We start from the raw sequence: 18,793 nt of genomic DNA, 5'->3' as shown, positions 1-18,793 counted from the left end.
GTAACACTTGCACATCAATTCCTACTGTAACGATTCTCAATGACTAATCATTCAATCTCAGTGCCTCCTCAAAGTCGCACTAACTTACCCTTTCATTGGCCCAGTCTGCTATTTTTTGGCACGATTCACGCTTTGGCACTGCTGGCGCCCTGGTTTTTTTCATGGTCAGCCTTGGGAGTAATGATACTTCTCCACTGGCTCTTTGGCAGTATTGGCATTTGCTTATCGTATCATCGGCTTTTGACCCATCGGAGTTTTCAAGTGCCTAAGTGGTTAGAATATATCCTGACCACCATCGGGGCTGTAGCTCTACAAGGGGGACCAATCTTCTGGGTAGCAGGACACCGTCAGCATCATGCTCACCCTGATGATGCAAACAAAGACCCTTACTCAGCACGACATGGGTTTTGGTGGAGTCACATGCTTTGGCTGTTCTATCACAAACCCGAATTTTTTGATTACGACGTGTATCAAAAATACGCTCCTGATATCGCTAGAGATCCTTATTATCGCTGGTTAGATCGCTATTTCTTATCGCTACAAATTCCTCTGGGTCTATTGCTTTACCTAGTAGGGGGATGGCAATTTGTATTCTGGGGTGTCTTTGTCCGAGCTGTCGTACTGTGGCACAGCACCTGGTTAATTAATTCTGCCACTCACCTGCGCGGTTATCAGACTTATGAAGTTAATGATGGTTCTCGCAATCTCTGGTGGGCAGCTATCTTAACCTACGGAGAAGGTTGGCACAACAATCACCACGCTCATCCCAATGTTGCTCCGGCTGGACGTAAATGGTGGGAAATCGATATGACATGGTGGGCAATTCAACTACTACAAGGAGTGGGTTTAGCCAAGAAAGTTGTTCTACCACCCAAAAAGACAGCCTAGTAAAACCCTTGGGAAGTTTGTATGCTCTTGAGGATCGCGAAGGGTCAAAAGTTTGTTTTCATCAGATTTTTTGAAGAGTTAGCCAACGTAGGTATTGTTCTACTTTAGATTATTAATTTGAAGATAGCCTGATGCTAACTCAATTAATAATTGAATTTAATATTCATGAGTTACATTGAACCGCATGACTTGACAAGCTTAGGTTATGCGGTTGTTTTGTAGGTCAGAGTAGTGTCTCGGTAATAGGAAAGTAGGGGCAGGTTTCATTAACGGCTTATTCAACCATCCTTTTAGGACAATAGAAAAAAATGAGGCAGTATTCTCCACTGACAATTATTTCTTATCTAATCGGTCCGACGCTGATTATCTTTAGCCATATCGGATCGTTACTTGTTTTAATCACGGGTTTATCGTGGGGTGCTTGCCTATGGATCATATTTTTATATGTCATCCGTATGCTGGCAACAACCGGCATCTACCATCGACTACTCACCCACAAAAGCTATCAAGCTCCGGCTCCAGTTCTATGGGTGGGAAGTATTGTGGCGGCGGCGGCGGGGCAGATGGGTCCAAGTTGGTGGAAAGCACACCATATAGCCCATCATAACCATGTCGATCAAGATCTCGATCCCCATTCCCCCTGTACACCCGTTCAGGGGATCAGAGGATTTTATTGGTCTCAAGGGGGTTGGCTATTATCTCCCCGGTTCTTTCCTGCCAAGCTACCTGCTGATGTTGAGAGTGATCCTGTTTTAAAGGTAATTGATCGTTTGCACTTTCTCCCTCTAGTAGCACTGGGAGCAATTTCTTATCTCATCGGTGGTGTTGAATATCTGGGTGCTTTTTTTCTCAGCACAACCCTGCTGTTTCATGGCGTGCAAACCGTCAACTCCCTTTGCCATATTGTGGGTAAACAACCTTTTATAACTGACGATCTCAGTTGCAATAATCAGTTTGTAGCATTTTTAACTCTGGGTGAAGGCTGGCATAATCTCCATCATGCCTTTCAGTCATCCAGTCGCCAGGGGATAACCATTCGTTCTGGACAGGTTGTCTATCTTCCAGATCCCACGTTTAGCTTCATTAAAATGCTTGAGTTCTTCAAGTTAGCGTCAAAGCTTAAAGTGCCTACTGAAACCAAGCTGCTGGCGTGTGCCAAGGTTCTAAGCGTTCAACCGTCAGAGTTGCCATCCGTCGTAACGACATCAGTGGATTTAGAATAACCTTGAGGTAAGTTGAGGTAAGCCTTACATTGTTTTGTTTTGGGGAAACTTCACTCTAATTCCACGTATTCGGCTAAGTTTTCAATTTGGGGATCAGGAAAGCGATAAAGTAAACGCCATAGCACTGTATAACTCCCATCTAAACGTTGGTGAACAGGTTGAAAAGCAACAATAACATCACTGCTCGGTGTATTGAGGATTTCGGGTAAATAGCGGCGCTGCGATCGTGAAATTGGTTCTCCTTCCAGTACAGCTTCAGATAACTGGAATTGGATTAATCTGACCAAATAGGTGTTATTTAATCCTACCTCTGAACCTGTAGCCGCAGGTGGACTGAGAGGAGGGACAAACCCGATACCAGCCTTACCTGTATAAAAGCGCCGTTGATCGATTTGTAAGGCTTCTACTTCATTGGGTGGACGATAATTTAGGAATAAATCTCGTTGTTCGGGTGTCAGGGTGGGAATTGTTTGTAGATTGGCGTTGATTTCGTCTAAAGAAACATCACCCAAATTGACGATAAAACCATAATCCAGCCCCTGCAAAGGAATGGTGAAGTTTCCATTTTCAATCTCCAGCGCCAAGCTAGGAACGGAATCCGTCGCCGATTCAACCCCAGTCGTTAAGGGAAAGGGTTGGGGGAGAGGAGATTGCAGGCGGTTTCGTAGCTTATTGGGATCAGGTTGATAGCTTTCGGCGAGAAAGATACGGGCAATTCCGGTGTTGGGTTGGTCAAGAAAGTCGGTGTATCGCTGGGGTTCTAAAGGTAAAAGACCCAAAGTACTTTGGGTGGGAATCACAGAGTAAACACCAGGATCAACGATACGAGCAGAGTCGGGAAATGCGGGTAATGCGGGTAATAGTTGTTCCCGTGCGGCTAAAAGGGTTTGAGTCACCGCTTCCGGAGGCGCGATCGCAGGTTGTAACGGCTGTCTCTGATAGTCTGTAAGGGGGCGCTTTGTTGGCATACCCAAGACAGGCGGTTCCGGTTCGGGGAAGTCGGGTACAGGTGCAAATTCAGGACGAAGTGGTGTGGCTAAATTCAACCGCAAGCCTGGACGTTGATCATCTAATGGTATGGTACTGGGTGCAGCTAACCCAGCTAGCATCGGTAACCGCATATCCAACAGATCAACCATTGGTTCCAGCTTTTGGGTAGATACATAAAGATTGCAGTATACCTGTCGCTGGGGTAAGGTTAACGGTGCAGGAACATCGGGATCAGGCGTTCCGTTATTACAGAGAAACTGGGGAATTCGATACTGACTATTCAAGAAGCGTTCCACTTTGCCTAGGTGTAAGAAAAGTTGCGATCGCGTCGCTTCTACTTGATATACATTAGGACTGTAGAATGCCCCCTCAATCCGATTAATCAAATTCAGTTGTTCTTGAACCAGTCCTTCGGCTGGACGCCAAAATCCTTGGGCAAAGCTAGATTGTGCTATTGTATCTTGGGCATTTGCCGTTGAGGGCGAAAGTAGCGGGAACGATAGGGATAAGGATAGTAACACCAATAAAGATGAGTAGTGCATAAACTGTAGGGGCTTATTGCTTTGCGCCCGATTTAACGGTAGAATCTACTCCACCATTTTAGCTGTGTCACGTTAGTAGTGGCTCGGCACACCTTATTTGATCAATTAACCATTAGCCCCGAAACTGTAGGGGCGCAGGTTGTGCGCGTTCAATCGTCAAGTCTCTTCTTCGCTAATTGGGGTTACTTAAATTACGGAATCAAAGCACTAGCGGTTGCGGTTAATCATCGCTTCCGTATTTTCAATAGCTTTTGTCGCATAGCTATCTCCTGGTCTTTCATCCAATGCTCTTTTGAAATTGATTAAAGCTGTTTGATAATCTCCCTGGTCGAAAGCCGCATAACCAATCAGCATATATTGAGTATAGTCGGGTTGTGCAGCAGGGGATGACGTCGTATTTGGTGCAGGAGATACAGGGGAAGTCGGAGATGGAGATACCGCCACCCCAGGAGTAGGAGAACTAGCAGGTGTTTGGGTTGCAGATGACTCTTGTTCTGTATCTATAGATGCCTCTGATTCTGGCATTTCTACAGAAACGTTATCCTCAGATAAGGGAATTGTGGTATCTGATATAGAGTCAAAGGCAGAGAGTCCGCCAAGCCATATTCCTAATCCGATTAACGGTAAACTGGCAAGCCATAGGAAGACAGAACGCCTGACTGATTGATTACTCCATTTCATGATAATAAACACTAGACCGGCGAAGGGAATGAATAAATAGGCTAATCCCCAACCCCAGTGATCCATGAATGCGAGGATTAGCGTCCAAAACCCGCCAATAATCGCCAAGAGTAAACCGATGGCAAATAAAGCAATTCCGAGTAACAAGTTCATCAGATGACCTCTTTAACTATTTTGTTCACAAAGCAGAGTTATTCTTGGTGTCCGTGTCAGATGTCTGATGTGACGGAACCGCTCTGCGAATTGCGACAGCTTAACCGTTCATTGGATTACTCGGGCTGAGGGGGAAGATTTTACGCAATCGGTCAATTTTTATTACAAAACTTTATGTTAATGTCGGCTGGGACAGTTGGTTATGTGGATGTTCATAAGTTTTGTTAACTATTTGGATTTCCGGCAAAGAAACGTCTATACTCCTCAACTAGACATCGATGTTCTAACCTTACGGCTACATAAGTAAGGTTAAATTCAGGTTAATTTTTGAGGACTTACGCCCGAAAGCGGAAACCTTCCAGATACAGTGTTTCGTTGCATTAGTTTTGACTTACATTCATTAAGCGTGAAGGAGTAAATCCTGTGTCTGACCGTTCAGTTTTTGTAAAGTTTTGTCAAAAAAATCGTTCATTCGCGTAAAATTCGCTGCCCAATCCAGAGTAGTCAGTGAAAGTTCACTAGTTGCAGCGAATCGACTGGAGTGAAATAGCCACTTGCTCGGATTTTCTAAGAAATTTTGTTTAAGGAGTGAGAACGATGTCAGTTAACGATGATTTGTTGGATCTATCCGAAAATAGCCAAGTTGAACTCAATGGCTCAGTAGACTTAGAAGACGAGAGTACGAATCAAGACGAGACTACGAATCAGGTAGCCGTTGCGCCTAAGCGAGAGATGGAGTCACCTGAATTCCAAGCCTTAGTGCAAGAACTCTCTAGCACCATGGGTGTAGAAGGAACAAACTACGCCCCCAATGAGCTGATTGTTAAAGTTAATTTATCGATTCCCACGAATCAAATTAACGCTTTCAAAACTAGCCTGGGAGTCCAGGTAATAGAGTCCACTCAAACCTTGGGAATTGAGCGTTGGCAAATCCAAGGGATGAGCGTAGTTGAAGCCATGGCGCTTTATAGCAACGATCCCGCCATTGAATATATCGAACCCAACTATATCCTTTCTACCACTACCACTGTTCCCAATGACCCCGAATTCAATCAACTTTGGGGACTCAACAATACGGGACAAACCGGTGGTACGGCTGACGCGGACATTGACGCTCCCGAAGCCTGGGATATTGAAACCGGAAACAATATAGTCGTTGGTGTGATTGATTCAGGGGTGGATTATAACCATCCTGATCTCAATGACAATATGTGGACAAATCCGGGAGAAATTGCCGGAAATGGAATTGATGATGATGGTAATGGCTACGTCGATGATATTTACGGTTGGGACTTTGTTAATAACGATAACGACCCCTTTGACGATAACAGTCACGGCACTCACGTAGCCGGAACCATCGCTGCGGAAGGAAACAATGGTATTGGTGTGACGGGTGTCAGTTGGTCGGCTGATATCATGGCGCTAAAATTCCTAAACGCCTCGAATACCGGCAGTACCTTCAATGCGATTCAAGCCGTCGAATATGCCACGATGATGGGCGCTGACTTGACCAACAATAGTTGGGGGGGCGGCGGCTTTTCTCAGGGGTTGTTGGATGCGATCGCGGCGGCGGGTGCTGCCGGACAGTTATTTATTGCGGCGGCGGGCAATGATGCTGAAGATACTGACTTCTCCCCCCATTACCCTTCCAGCTATAACCTCGATAACATCATTTCTGTCGCTGCCACTGACGATGACGATCAACTCTCAAGTTTTTCCAGTTACGGAGCCACATCTGTAGACTTGGGCGCACCAGGCTCTTCTGTCTATAGCACGATTCCTGGGGGCGGATACGGTTTCAATAGTGGAACGTCCATGGCAACCCCCCACGTATCAGGGGTTGCCAGTTTGATTTGGTCTGACGACCCCACACTAACCGCCCAACAGGTCAAGGATCGTATCCTAGCAACCGTTGACCCAATTCCAGCATTGCAAGGAAAAACCGTTTCAGGTGGGCGGCTCAATGCCTACAGCGCCCTGACTGGCAGCATCCCTCTTCCAGTGCTTCCCGTACTCTTTGATGACTTTGACCCAGACATTGACAATAGCCAATGGTCAACCATCACTAACGGTACAGCCAATAGTAATTTTGTTGGCAGTGATGGGAACTCCCTATGGTTTAACGGAGGTTCTCCTGGCGGTAGCTCTCGTTTTGCCATTACCAATCTGGTAGATGTCGCTAATGGCGGTACGATTACCTTTGACCTGATCTTTGGCGATAACTTCAATGGTGGCGAAAATGCCGATCCAGGGGAAGATGTGGTGCTGGAATACTCCACAAACGGTGGCAGCACTTGGAACCAGTTTGGTCTTTACGATACCGAAGCCTTTACCAGTTGGACAACCCTAACGGAGACGATTCCTACGGCGGCTCAGACGAATAGTACCAGTTTCCGCTGGCGGCAAATCGCTCACAGTGGCAATAATTTCGATAACTGGGCAATAGACAACGTAACTGTTGGACCACCGATCCTCAACAGCGTTGTTGATGACTTTGACCCAGACATTGATAATAGCCAATGGTCAACGATCACCAACGGCACAGCCAACAGCAACTTTGTCGGTAGTGATGGGAACTCCCTGTGGTTTAACGGTGGTGCTTCTGGCGGGAACTCTCGCTTTGCCACCACGAACTTTGTCGATGTCTCCAGCGGCGGTACAGTCTTCTTCGACTTGATTTTTGGCAATGGCTCCAATGGCGGAGAAAATGCCGATCCAGGGGAAGATGTAGTACTAGAATATTCCATCAATGGTGGTAGCAGTTGGACTCAGCTTGGACTCTATGACACCGAAGACTTCACCAGTTGGACAACACTCATCGAAACAGTTCCCACCGCCGCCCAAACCAGTAGCACCAGTTTCCGTTGGCGTCAAGTTAATCACAGTGGTAATGGCTTCGATAACTGGGCGATCGATAATGTATTTGTCGGAGTACCTCAGCCAGGAGAAATCAGCGGCAGTAAGTGGAATGATCTTAATGGAGATGGAACACAAGATGCCAATGAGCCAGGTTTGGCGGGTTGGACAATTTACTTAGACGATAATCAAAACGGTCAACTCGATCCTGGTGAGACATCTACGAAAACCGATATCAACGGTGACTATACCTTTACTAACCTGAATCCAGGTACTTACACCGTTGCCGAGGTGCTAAAACCCGGTTGGGAGCAGACTTTTCCGAATTTGAACGGTGGTTTTGAAACGGGAAGCTTTGATCCGTGGCAAACAACGGGTAACACTACTATCGAGACAGCTACCTTTGGTTCGGGTCCAACGGAGGGAACCAATCAAGCGTTACTCACTAACGGAGGTAGTGCTGTAAGCGATACCCAACTAGAAACTTTCTTAGGGTTGACTTCCGGAAGCCTAGATGGTCTGGGTAATGGCAATGCTACCGTTGGTTCAGCAATCAAGCAAACAGTAACAGTATCGGCTGGCACTCAATTGAGCTTTGATTGGAACTTCCTCACCAACGAAGGTACACCCACTTCCTTTAACGATTTTGGCTTCGTTTCGATTGTGTCAAATACGTTGGACACGCTAGCGAATACCAATAGCTCTTTCGGATTCTCTCCTACCATTTTCAATGAAGAAACCGGATTTGACACCTTCTCCTATACCTTCCAAACCGCCGGTACTTTTACCCTGGGAATCGGGGTTGTGGACGTGGGAGATACCGTTGTTGACTCAGGATTGCTGGTTGACAACTTATCATTCACGGGTAATTCATTTCCTATCGGTGGTAGTCAGAAGGTAACTCTCAGCCCTGGTGATACAGTCACGAACATCGACTTTGGCAACCAAAAGATTCCTCCACAAACTCTATTTGGCACTTCTGGCAATGATGTTTTCACCATTACGGACAGTCCAGTCATCGTCTTTGCACTTGCTGGTAATGATCAGGTTGATGGCTCAGGAAGCGCTGGTGGTAATCAGTTCTACGGTGGTAAAGGTGATGATACACTGATTGGCAACAGCTACGACCAATTATTTGGTGAAGCTGGCGATGATCGCCTGGATGTATCCAATGGTGCGGGAAACAACCTACTCGATGGTGGGAAAGGCGACGATGAACTGTTAGCCAACCTCAACGATCAGTTGTTTGGCGGCAAAGGTGATGATATCCTTGACGCTTCCAGTGGTGGCGGTAATAACTTGCTTGATGGGGGTAAAGGTGACGACAACCTCTTGGCTGGCTCAAATGATCATCTGTTGGGTGGTAAAGGCGATGATAACCTGGATGCTTCCAGTGGTGGCGGCAATAATCTGCTCGATGGAGGCAAAGGTGACGATGTTCTGTTAGCTGGCTCGAATGACCAACTGTTGGGCGGTAAGGGTGAAGATATCCTCAATGCCTTAAATGGTGGTGGGAACAATCTGCTCGATGGTGGAAAAGGTGACGACAACCTCCTGGCTGGCTCGAATGACCAACTGTTGGGCGGTGACGGCGATGATATCCTTAACGCTTCCGTTGGTACAGGAAATAACAGCCTAGATGGTGGCGATGGCGACGACAATCTCTTAGCTGGCTTCAATGACCAATTGTCTGGTGGCGATGGCGATGATATTCTTAATGCCTCGTTCGGTTCAGGCAATAACAGTCTGGATGGCGGCAAAGGTGATGATATCCTGATTGCTGGTTTCAATGACCAACTCTCAGGCGGCGACGGCGATGATCTATTGTTCGGTGGTTATGGGGGTAGCACCATGACGGGTGGCAATGGTGATGAGCAGTTCTGGATTGTTAATGGCTTTGTCCCCAGTGCGGTTCACACGATTACCGACTTTGAGCTAGAGATTGACCGGATTGGCATTCGTGGTTTGGGCATCACGTTCCAACAGCTCGACCTGATTCAAGATGGTAATGATACTCGCATTAGTGTCTTCAATACAGACTTAGCTATCTTGAGTGGGATTCAAGCGAGTGCCCTCAACAGTAGCGATTTTATCCTCGCCTAGCCGGACATCATATTAATTGGGCGGTTGTAGACGCGGAGCGGCTTCCCATAGGGTAACCGCAGCTACACAAACGAAACCCGCCTGCGCGGGTTTCCACAGGTTGAGATAAAATCCGTTAAATTTAATTAAGCGATCGCGTCCTTGAACCTTCCCACTCAGGCGCGATCGCTTTTGTGTAATTTCCCTTCTGATGAACCTACTGTACGATTAAGTTGAGAAAGACTATATCCTTGCACCCAATTGCCCAATCGGATGATGGCAAGGTTAATCGGGTTCGCTAGGATAAGTTCCCAATCATCAACAGTACCTTAAAATACTGTACAAACTCACTCGTTATGAGGACTGTACTATGCAAGCGCTTTTTAATCCGGAAACGACATCAAAGGTTAGACTCACCGCTAAATCGTCGGTTCAAAAACCCATACTGCAACTGGGTTCGGTGGGAGCCGAAGTTTTAGAATTGCAAAAGCTTTTGGCTCATTGCGGCACTTATTATGGTCCGATGGGAGGGTATTTTGATCGCTCGGTTCATGATGCTGTGATGGAATTTCAGCAAAGTATGTTCCTCAAAGCGGATGGTATTGTCGATTCTCTGACGTGGCAAGCTCTTTATCAAGGTTCCCCGGTTAATATGCCTGTACTCAATCGAGGTAGCAGACATGATATGGTGATTCCTGTACAGTGGGTGCTGCATCTGACTCAGGATTATTCAGCGCCAATTGATGGTGATTTTGGCGAACAAACAGAACGCGCTGTGCGATCATTCCAAAAACGTCATGGCTTAGTGGAAGATGGAGTGGTCAGTGAGCAAACCTGGTATGCTCTTAGTCAGGTTCATGTCAGTTTGCTCCATAACCGTTATCAAGACGCTTTGGTGGCAGTGTAGTTCATGGTTCATTTTTCTGAAATACGCGATCGCTAGCAACAGTAATCCAGTAATCACACCTAATTCGGATGATTAGCAAATTGTCTGTAATTTATGCTACAAAGAGACGCGCCATGGCGCGTCTCTACAGGAATGCTTAGGCTAATTGCTTGCTCACCTCATCAGCTAGCTGCTCTATATTGACAGCAATTTGCTCCCCGGTTTTCAGGTTTTTCAAACCGCATTGTTGAGCGGCTGCTTCTTCAGAGCCAATAATGACACACAAGGGAATTCCCCGTTTATCAGCTTGCTGTAACTGTTTGCCCACAGAACGCTCGTCAAAACTGGTTATTGTACTAATTCCCGCCTGACGCAGTTTCTGAGATACGTCTAAATACAGGGGCATCAGGTCACTTTGCATATTCACCACCATCACTTGGGCGGGTGTAGACGAGAACGACTCCAGAATCCCGGCTTGAATCAACCGACTCATCAATCGAGTTAAGCCGATGGAAATGCCCACTCCTGGCATTTTATCCCCAACAAACATACCCACGAGTTCTTCATACCGTCCCCCGGAACAAATACTGCCCAAGGCTTCATGACCAACAAGTGTTGTTTCATACACCGTTCCCGTATAATAATCTAATCCACGGGCAATGGAGAGGTCAATGCAAAATACGCGATCGCTCACCCCCAAATTCCGCACTCCGGTAATCACCGTTTCTAGTTCAGCAATGCCCGTTTTCAATACCTGAGCGTCTGGTTTATCCTCAAGCATGGCGTTTAATTGTGCCAACACGTCATCTACTGACCCCTGAATCTTGGTGAAGGTAAGAATTTGTTCGACTTGTTCATCTGATAACCCTTCAGCCAGGAGCGCTTTTTTAACCTTCGTTTCGCCAATTTTCTCGGCGGCATCCACAATCCGGATAGAGGGCATAATTTTGCTCTCATCTAAACCAATCGACTCAAAGAACCCACTGAGAACTTTACGATTGTTGATGCGAATCAAAAACTCTCCTATATTAATCGCCGTAAAAATTTCGGCAATAATCGCTGGAATTTGGGCATCATAGAGCAAACTCAGCTTATTACGACCCACTACATCAATATCACATTGGCGAAATTGGCGATAGCGTCCGGCTTTTGCCCGTTCTCCCCGAAATACCACATCTATCTGATAACGGGCAAAGGGGAACTGAAGTTCATTCAGGTGACGGGCAATATAAGCCGCTAAGGGAACCGTCTGATCAAACTTTAATGCTCTCTCTTCTGAACCACTTTCTCCTGCCTGTTCTTTTTCGGCTTGGCGATTGGGCGGCAAAATTGGTTGCAATCCGTAAATAATATTATCCCCTTGATTTCCTTTGGCTTGCAGGACTTCTAATCGCTCAACTGCTGGAGTTTCGATGGGGGTGAATCCATATCGCTCAAAAACTTGGCGGATGGTATCTATCAAATACATCTCCAGGCGTTTTTCGCCGGGGAGAAATTCGGGAAAACCACTCGGACAAGAAAAGTTTATTTTGTCAGCTTTTGCCATTTTTCAGGGAATAGGGAACAGGGAATAGGGAATAGGGATGTAGGGGCGGGTTTTACCGCTCACATTTTGCCATAAACCGATAATTTGACTAAACCCGCCCTTCTAGGGAACCGGGAATTAAAATTTCTAATGGCTAATCGTTAGGTAGTGGAGACTAAAGAGATGATCAGCATCTGTCCATACCTGTTGAGCATCGAATCCAGCATAATTTGCCATATCCTGGAACTCTTCAATGCTGTATTTATATGAATTTTCGGTGTGAATCGTTTCATCTTGACGAAAGTGGAACGGTGTGCCATCGATAACGACGCTTTGTTCCTTGAGACTAACTAAGTGCATCTCAATGCGGCTTTTATCTGGATTATAAAAAGCCCAGTGGCGAAAGTGGGATAAATCAAAATTAGCGTTTAACTCCTGATTAATCCGCTCTAGCAGGTTGAGATTAAATTCAGCAGTGACTCCCTGGGCATCATTATAGGCAGCATTTAAAATAGCTGGGTCTTTTTTCAAATCAACACCAATTAACATACCATCACCTTTATCCAAAAGACGACGCGACTGTTTCAGCAGATGGATGGCTTCCTGGGGATCGAGATTGCCAATCGTGGAACCCGGAAAGAAAATTAGCTTGTGATTAACAGGTTTTTTGCTGTAGGGCGGCAGTTGAAAATTTTGGGTATAATCCGCACAAACGGCGATCACATCCAAGTCAGGATAGGATTGTGCTAGTTCTGCTGACGCTTGCAGCATGTGTTCTTGGGAGATATCGATGGGCATGTATCCAGCTAGATGCGGCAAGGCATCTAACAGAAGGCGGACTTTGGCACTACTGCCACTACCATACTCGATCAGCAAGCAATCTTGACCTACGAGTTGGGCAATATCCCGGCAATAGGTTTTTAACAGATGAATTTCTGTCCGGGTGGGATAGTATTCCTCCACCTCACAGATCTGATCAAACAGTTCTGACCCACGTTTATCATAAAAGAACTTGGGCGCGATCGCTTTTTGGGGTTGAGCCAAACCCTTGAATATCTCCTCACGTAAGCTGCTTAGGTGCGGCTTATAATCGTAAAACTCTAGATTACTCATCCACCTATCTATCGTTCAATCTGCTAACCACCTACAGGGTGGATTCCTCTCCTATCATCTACCGCCAACGATCCTTTTTGCAAGTTATCTCATGTCCGGTTGAATACTTACACTTTGGTGGGAACAAGGCAGAGTGCAGATAGCCGAGGGCTTCAAGGAAAAAAGCAAGGATGCCAGGGAAAAGGAATTTATGACTGTTTAGACGGACAGGATGTCAGAGGCTTCTGCACGTTTATATCCTCATCCCTCATCCATCGGTCAAAAAATTCTCGCACTTGGATAAGGTGGGTTGAGGGACATCAGGGTGAAACCTGCCGGAACAACCGACCAACCTAAAAACGGTTTCATTTTTTATCCTTTGTCCCTGATTCCCTTACTTTTTCTTGCCGCCAAACAATCCTCCAAATAAACCCCCGCCACCCGATTGCTCTTTCGGCTTTTTGCCTGAACCCGATTTCTGGGTTAATTTGTCGATATATTGTTTCCCTTTCAATGCGTTTTCTTCCTGCGGATTTAATTGCAAGGCTTTATTAATGTGAACCTTAGCCATGGACACTTGATTTTGCTTTAAATAAGCTAACCCTAATAAGCCATGACATTTGCTATTGGTTTGCTCTAATTTGAGGGCTTCTCGTAATTCTAAAACAGCACCCGCAAAATTGTTTTTCTGCATGTAGCTGTCGGCACGACTGATATAAGCAGCAACTTTTGAGCCTTCTTGAGTTCCACCCCCCTTAGTTGAGGCATCATTGGTAGCGGCACCAGCTTGGGTTTTCTTGACCGCCTTACCCGGTCCTGCTGTTTTGGAAACGGCTGTTCCTGGAGAGGTTTTGCCGATGCCGGATTTGGATGTTTTTCCTTTAAGCATCAAGTAAACTAAGTTGAGTTCACTGATTTCGCCAGTGACGTCCACAACTCGATCAAGAGATTCGTATTGCTTAGAAGCTAGCGATTTCAAGGAGTTTCGATAAACAGCATCGGCATTTGCACCAGCTTTTGCCAATTGTTTAGCCACGTCACTGTAAATAGAAATTTTTCCTCCTTCTGCGGCTAGACGCTTGCCCATGTGTCCTAAACTGATCTGATAGTCGCGACTGCCGCGAAACAGTTGTTCCTTGGCAGGATTAACGAGTTTGGTTAGCAGTTCATTGGCTTGCTGTTTTTCCTCATCTGTTTTGAATTTGCTGCTGTCAGGGTGGAGACGGCGAGTTACTTTGAGATACTGCTTCCGGACTGTCTTCTCATCCGCATCGACGGGAACGCCTAGAATGGCATGATAATCCGTGAAATCATACTTAAAGAGTCCGCGTTCAATTTCAAAAGCCATAGGGTGCTGTCCAATTGCTGTGACGAAAGAATAATTTTATAGTCTGTCTTAGAGATGAGAGACCCCCTTGACATCCTCATAGCTATTGTAGAAAATACAATTCCCAAGATAAGGGTACTCTGGCTTCCCCATGGAACAAAAAGCGAAGCATCCTTTGGCTTCCCCCATGGAACAAAAGCGAAGCATCCTTTGGTCTCCCCCTTTTGAAGGGGGACGGGAGGGGGATCTATAAGGGGAACGGAAGGGGGCTAGGGATTAGGTTTTCCGAATTAGCCGACGACATCCTTAAGTGCTTGGCGGATGCCGGGGCTGACTGAAAATGGTGTAAGAGTTTAGTTTAGACGGACTTGCTCTCAATTCCAACTGGACAGGGGTGGTGTTTTTAACAGTTCCTGGCTGAGTTGGTCATGAATTTGACCATTGGTGGCGAGAATTCGTCCAGATTTTAGGACGAGGGGGCTACCATCATAAGCGGTGACTGTGCCACCTGCCTCTTGCACTAATACTACACCAGCCGTAATATCCCAGGGCGAAATTCCCCGTTCCCAATAACCATCTAAGCGTCCACAAGCCACATCTGCCAAATCCAGTGAGGCTGAACCACTGCGGCGAACGCCTTGGGTGAGGTGAGTTAGGTGACAAAACTCGGCATAGTTATTATCTGGGGTTTCGCGACGGTCATAGGCAAAGCCAGTTACCAGCAAGCTTTGATTGAAAGTCGATGTGTTAGAGACGTGAATGGGACGGCGGTTGCAAGTCGCCCCTAATCCCTTAGCGGCGCGAAAGAGTTCATTGCGAAAGGGATTATAGATCACTCCCACTTGCGGGATTTCGTCAATGAGTAATCCCACTGATGTAGAGGCAATGGGGTATTGATGAGCATAATTGGTGGTGCCGTCGAGGGGATCAATTGCCCACCGGTATTTACTCTCTTGATCTCCCCCTTGACCCGATTCTTCTGCCAAAATAGCGTGATGAGGGACATGACGCCTTAAAACTTTTAAAATGACGGCTTCTGCTTCTTTATCGGCAACGGTGACTAAATCACCCGGACGCCCTTTCTCTTCTACGGCATCTAGTTTACCCCAGTAGGTTTGCAAGATTGCCCCGGCTGCCATGGCGGCTTCTGTGGCGATATCAAGAAAGATTTGCAGTTGATCGGGTGTGGGTTGGCTCATGGTTGGTGATTAGAGTTTTCAGTTTTTCGGATAGTCGGGATGGGTTTGACTATTATTGGTTATTTTTCGACGCCAAGCACCATTCTCAACAGGACGATTGTAGACAGGTAGCCGCTTATGTTTGAGTAATCACAGCTACAGTAATAACATCTGACTGGAGTAGGTTTCAAACTTCTCGATTTTATCCTAGTTCGCCTGTATGGACTTGGTTGACCATGAATTAAGCGTTTATAGTCACTAATAAAGCACTTAAGAACTTGCGGCTTAATCATTTACTAATCCGGCTTGGCTGAATTCATAAATACAGCTTTCCTTACATGAATTAGCCCTGCTACCCTAAGCAAGATCTGTACCTAAGTCCTAAAACGTTGACACCAAAATCCGCTAACATGGCAAACGAGTGACTCAAACCTATTGATGGCTAAGACTGTGAAACGAGTAGGGGTAATCGGTGGTGGACAACTGGCTTGGATGATGGGAGGTGGGGCTAAATCATTGGGTTTGGATTTGGTGATTCAAACACCCCAGCCTACTGATCCAGCCGTTAGTGTTGCCTCCGATACCATCTTTGCCCCGATTGATGACGCCGCCGCGACTGCAAAGTTAGCTGCCCATTGTGATGTGATCACATTTGAGAATGAATTTATTAATTTGGATGCGTTGTTCCCCTTGGCAAACCAAGGTGTCTGTTTTCGCCCCCGCCTAGACGCCTTAGCCCCCCTACTCGATAAATATCACCAACGTTGCTATTTACGTGACATTGGCTTACCCCAACCTGCTTTTAACTTACTAGAGACACCCCTCAACCCCGATACACTGACATTTCCCCTGGTTCTCAAAGCGCGACGCCACGGCTATGATGGTCAAGGCACGTTTATTTTTAAGGATAGAGAGAGTTTCCAGGAACTCTGGCAAAAACTTGCCGATACACCTCTACTCGTCGAAGAATTTATACCCTTTGAACGAGAATTAGCTGTCATCGCGGCTCGTTCTGTAAGCGGTGAGGTAGTGGTTTACCCGGTTGTCGAAACCCAGCAGGAAAATCAAGTCTGCCGTCGGGTGATTATTCCCGCCCCGATTAGTCCAGAGACAGAACAAGAGATTAACGCGATCGCACATACCTTACTCAATAGTCTACAAGCCGTAGGCGTGTTTGGGATTGAACTCTTTCTCACCGCCAATAATCAGGTATATGTCAACGAAGTCTCCCCTCGTACCCACAATTCTGGACATTTTAGTCTAGATGCTTGTGAAACTTCGCAGTTTGAAATGCATTTACGGGCAGTTGCTGGATTACCATTGACAAAACCAACGCTTAAGTGTAAAGAAGCGGTCATGGTTAATCTATTGGGTTACGAATATTCCCAGAACGACTATCTCGAAAAACGGCAAAAACTCGCCAGCCAGCCGCAAACTTATGTGCATTGGTATGGGAAAAAGCAATCCCGCCCTGGGCGCAAACTCGGTCATGTCACCGTTCTCCTGGATTCTAACTCAGGGAAGAACCCCCAGGCGATCGCACAAACAATAGAAACCCTGTGGTACGGGTAATGACAAATCATTCTAATTGGGAAATCCCCTTTAAAACAAAGTCACTTTGAGCTTGAGCCATAATCTGAATCATCGCTTTGAAATCAGCATTTCGTTGGCGATACTTGGTAATTAAATCCTCTGACTGGACTCTAACACCTAACGTTTCTAGATAATCTGCCTCAATGTGTTGAAGTTCCTGTTTATAGCGCTGCTTAAACGATTGCTCAATTTTTGCCTTATCCTGCTCTGGAAGAACGTTGAGGTGGATAACGACAGTACCTCGATGCTTCGTTTCAATCGCTTGAATAGAAACCGGAAAATTCTCGTTTTCCTTCTCCAACTCTTGAAAAGCAACCAGAAAAGCCTGCCAATCAATCCCCTTGCGGAAAATCAACTCAACGGTTTCCAGCGTTTTTTGGAAAAGCTTTGTAAACTCACCCGGCTCAAATGTACCACTATGAGGACGGCGTTCTTGCAGTACATATCGTTTACTCTTAGGAGAATATCTGGATTTAAGATAAACATAGTCGCAGATAACTCCAGTTAAGTTGGTTGTACTATCAATATTCCAATCTTCTAAGCAAACTCCTGTAAATATGGCTCTCTCAAAGTTTGTACCTAACGCTTGAGTTCTAATCAATCGGGCTTCAGATAAATCAGCGCCGCTTAAAAGAGCATTTCTAAAATCTGCGCCTGTAAAATCAGCTTTTCTAAGATTGGCATCGGTCAAGTCGGCTTCAAGCAAATCCGTGCCAAAGAGGTTCGCCCCTTGAATGTTAGCCCCTCTCAGGTTAAACCCACTCAGATCCAATAAATTTAGGTTAGCACCCTCCAGCATGGGAGTAACATCAGGATGCTTCTCACGCCAACTGTTCCAGTGGAATAACCCCAGTTTGACAAGATAGGAATGGGGTTCGCTGTACACCATCTGACCATAACCCCGAACATCATACATAATTTGCGATCGATGACACTCATCAGTTTAGCTTAGAGCGACAGCCCATGATTAGACATGAACAGCAGACTGTTTCATGGCGCACGCCATGCGCCCCTACAGAAGGTGGCGATACGGGACAGTAGACATCTGAAAATAAATCGTTAGAATAGGGATACAGGTTCTCACTGGGACGTTGGTGACTGCCAATAGTGTTTTTTGATCTTGTCTGTATGTAAAAGGGAATCGAGAGACCTTGTGGCAGTAGACCGGGCATGAACCCGGAAACTTAAAACGAGTGTCCACGATACCCACCTGGTTTTCCAGGTCATAAGCTGAGGCAAGACGGCGTTCTGGTGAACCTGCAATAATTCGCAAAAATTTCCCCCTGTCTTAGGTGACTGGGGGATTTTGCGCTTTGGCTTAGGTTGACACGGATGACGGATCTTCGGTACTTGTGGTGGAAGCCCTAAGCAATGCCATACCCAGTATAAGGGCGTTTGTAGGGCGGATGTAACCCTAATATAATGTCTTCTTTAGGAATGCCCATTTCCTGCAATTCTTGACCCACATCGATGTCAGTTGTGTTTTGCTGCAGCCAAATCTTGCCGTCTTTAATATCAAAGTGCAGGACAGTGTGATAGACTCGCTTTAAGCCGTTCCAACCTACTCGCATGAGTTGATAATGATCTCGCACGGAGTCAAAAAATAGCTGGCTTTCTACATCTTGGTCACGGGATTTATAGCAGATTGCGAAAGTATGGGGTACAATGTTTGAGATAAAATTATCTTGAATTTCTAAACATGAAAGCCTATTCACTAGATTTCCGAAAGAAAATCTTGGACACCTATCACAATACACCGATATCTCAAAGACAATTA

Annotated in this window: 13 protein-coding genes and 1 other RNA gene; 6 read left to right on the top strand and 8 right to left on the bottom strand. The window is 46.0% G+C overall.

Annotated elements, in window-relative coordinates; all coding sequences use genetic code 11:
- Nucleotides 1–39: 39 nt before the first annotated feature.
- Entirely contained in the window at nt 40–888 is an 849-nt protein-coding gene (locus tag RIG66_RS00660; RefSeq protein WP_446374238.1) for an acyl-CoA desaturase, read from the top strand.
- 308 nt (nt 889–1,196) lie between these two features.
- A complete protein-coding gene (locus tag RIG66_RS00655) occupies nt 1,197–2,111 on the top strand; it encodes an acyl-CoA desaturase (RefSeq protein WP_446374236.1) in 915 nt (304 codons plus the stop codon).
- A gap of 50 nt (nt 2,112–2,161) precedes the next feature.
- Here the strand turns inward: RIG66_RS00655 and RIG66_RS00650 are convergent, their stop codons facing one another.
- Both RIG66_RS00650 and RIG66_RS00645 read right to left on the bottom strand, forming a co-directional pair.
- Entirely contained in the window at nt 2,162–3,643 is a 1,482-nt protein-coding gene (locus RIG66_RS00650; RefSeq protein WP_446374234.1) for a hypothetical protein, read from the bottom strand.
- Between the two features lie 207 nt (nt 3,644–3,850).
- Nucleotides 3,851–4,477 carry a hypothetical protein gene (locus tag RIG66_RS00645; RefSeq protein WP_446374232.1) on the bottom strand — a complete coding sequence of 209 codons (627 nt, stop codon included), beginning with the start codon at nt 4,475–4,477 and terminating at the stop codon, nt 3,851–3,853.
- 597 nt (nt 4,478–5,074) lie between these two features.
- Between RIG66_RS00645 and RIG66_RS00640 the strand changes: the two genes are divergently transcribed.
- On the top strand, nt 5,075–9,436 hold the full coding sequence (locus RIG66_RS00640) for a S8 family serine peptidase (RefSeq protein ID WP_446374230.1): 4,362 nt from the start codon (nt 5,075–5,077) through the stop codon (nt 9,434–9,436).
- A gap of 349 nt (nt 9,437–9,785) precedes the next feature.
- Nucleotides 9,786–10,322, top strand: coding sequence for a peptidoglycan-binding domain-containing protein (locus RIG66_RS00635; protein WP_446374228.1), 537 nt, complete (start codon nt 9,786–9,788; stop codon nt 10,320–10,322).
- A gap of 136 nt (nt 10,323–10,458) precedes the next feature.
- On the opposite strand, the gene hisS is transcribed toward RIG66_RS00635, so the two are convergent.
- From hisS to RIG66_RS00615, 4 genes are all read right to left on the bottom strand, one after another.
- Complete coding sequence (gene hisS / locus RIG66_RS00630) at nt 10,459–11,847, bottom strand: histidine--tRNA ligase (RefSeq protein WP_446374226.1); 1,389 nt, start codon at nt 11,845–11,847, stop codon at nt 10,459–10,461.
- Between the two features lie 126 nt (nt 11,848–11,973).
- On the bottom strand, nt 11,974–12,939 hold the full coding sequence (gene egtD, locus RIG66_RS00625) for an L-histidine N(alpha)-methyltransferase (RefSeq protein ID WP_446374224.1): 966 nt from the start codon (nt 12,937–12,939) through the stop codon (nt 11,974–11,976).
- Between the two features lie 373 nt (nt 12,940–13,312).
- On the bottom strand, nt 13,313–14,266 hold the full coding sequence (locus RIG66_RS00620; protein ID WP_446374222.1) for a J domain-containing protein: 954 nt from the start codon (nt 14,264–14,266) through the stop codon (nt 13,313–13,315).
- 353 nt (nt 14,267–14,619) lie between these two features.
- Nucleotides 14,620–15,444 carry an inositol monophosphatase family protein gene (locus tag RIG66_RS00615; protein ID WP_446374220.1) on the bottom strand — a complete coding sequence of 275 codons (825 nt, stop codon included), beginning with the start codon at nt 15,442–15,444 and terminating at the stop codon, nt 14,620–14,622.
- 417 nt (nt 15,445–15,861) lie between these two features.
- On the opposite strand from RIG66_RS00615, the gene RIG66_RS00610 reads away from it, so the two are divergent.
- The gene (locus RIG66_RS00610) at nt 15,862–16,995 is read left to right on the top strand and encodes a 5-(carboxyamino)imidazole ribonucleotide synthase (protein ID WP_446374218.1); all 1,134 of its coding nucleotides are present in this window, start codon (nt 15,862–15,864) and stop codon (nt 16,993–16,995) included.
- Between the two features lie 7 nt (nt 16,996–17,002).
- Here RIG66_RS00610 and RIG66_RS00605 read toward each other — a convergent pair whose 3' ends face one another.
- Entirely contained in the window at nt 17,003–17,905 is a 903-nt protein-coding gene (locus RIG66_RS00605) for a pentapeptide repeat-containing protein (protein WP_446374216.1), read from the bottom strand.
- 188 nt (nt 17,906–18,093) lie between these two features.
- Here RIG66_RS00605 and ssrS point away from each other — a divergent pair.
- Nucleotides 18,094–18,275: non-coding RNA, 6S RNA (ssrS, locus tag RIG66_RS00600), on the top strand.
- A 105-nt stretch (nt 18,276–18,380) separates the two neighbouring features.
- Here the strand turns inward: ssrS and RIG66_RS00595 are convergent.
- Nucleotides 18,381–18,683: an element excision factor XisI family protein gene (locus RIG66_RS00595; RefSeq protein ID WP_446374328.1), complete on the bottom strand. Its 303-nt coding sequence runs from the start codon at nt 18,681–18,683 to the stop codon at nt 18,381–18,383.
- Nucleotides 18,684–18,793: the final 110 nt, after the last annotated feature.

The organism is Coleofasciculus sp. E2-BRE-01, assembly GCF_040221695.1.
Lineage (GTDB): Bacteria > Cyanobacteriota > Cyanobacteriia > Cyanobacteriales > Coleofasciculaceae > Coleofasciculus.
The sequence above is the reverse complement of the archived record's forward strand: the minus strand, read 5'-3'. Positions and strand labels throughout refer to the sequence as shown.